General features: G+C 41.3%; 1 protein-coding gene. It reads right to left on the bottom strand.

The window, feature by feature from the left end:
- Positions 1-664: 664 nt before the first annotated feature.
- Positions 665-1,187: replication/maintenance protein RepL (locus ABG996_RS10655; protein ID WP_347500989.1), on the bottom strand; the 523-nt coding region annotated here is incomplete at its 5' end.

The raw sequence follows: 1,187 nt of genomic DNA, 5'->3' as shown, positions 1-1,187 counted from the left end.
TCACTCCCCGGCTTCACTGCTTGTACATGAATACTTGTTGCTCCCATAAGTTAACATTTTTGTGACAATCGATAACAGCCGGTGACAGCCGGCTGACAGGGGGTTAAGGGGGCTTGTCCCCTTACACACGCACCCTTTAGGGTGCTAGTGTGCTATCACCATACTGCATAGGTGCGAAGTTAGCAAATGTTCTGTAAATGCACAAATAAAGGGGAAAACATTTGGATTTGCGACAATAAAGTACTACCTTTGTTGCTGACCAAACGGTAGCCGACCGATACGGGAGAGTTACCAAAATACAAGCCGCTGGAGTTAATTGACGGACATCCGACATCTCCAGCGGCTTTATTTTTGCCTATCTGCTTCGTCTAGGCATACCAGTACCTCTACTAAAAATGTACTTCAAAGATACTTATTTTCTACCGACTTGATAGTTTTTACCCCATATTCTTGGACATTTTTCCCCCATGAGGTTATCTTTGTAGGGTGAAAGAGAAACCCATAAACGGGGATAGATTGAATGCTGGGAAGCATAAACAATCGGGGTAAGGTTAGCGAACCTTGCCTTTCATCCCCCATTATAACTTTACATAGAGGAACTTTATCTATCCCCCCCCGCCCCCAAAGGGGGAGCGACCAAACGGCAGCTTCACTCAATGGAGTGTTACAGTTCATCAAAACCAAGTGATAACTGTCGTTTCTCTGCTTCTTCTTTCTTTTGGGCAGCTAAAGTCTTTTTCCGAACGTATGTTTTAGCAAATGTCACTCGGTCACCATTGAATACTATCAGAGGATTAATAAACCAAAGATTATCGGCTGGTCCTCGGGCTATGATTTCAGCTTTTACAAGTTCTGCAAGTCCTTTATAAACGGCTTTGTCTGTTTTGTATTTGGTATATTCTAGGCATTTTTTTCTATTGAAGATGATTAAATCATTTTTGGGTTTCATGCAGGTCATAAAGTAACCAAAAACCCGAATAGCTGCTTGTGATAGGTCAAAGAATGCAGCAAAGTTAGAAAGATACAATTTAGTGAATTGTTCTTCATCTACTTCTATTTGACGGATAAACGAAGTCTTAAACACTTCTCCAGTTTCAGTGTCGGCTAAAGCTACTACGGCTCTCTTATCGCCACCACTATTACTCTTATACTTTTTAACAACATGATTTTCAATACCTTCTATAGCT

This window comes from Collinsella aerofaciens (assembly GCF_039836695.1).
GTDB lineage: Bacteria > Actinomycetota > Coriobacteriia > Coriobacteriales > Coriobacteriaceae > Collinsella > Collinsella aerofaciens_BD.
This window is presented reverse-complemented; position numbering and strand designations above follow the sequence as displayed.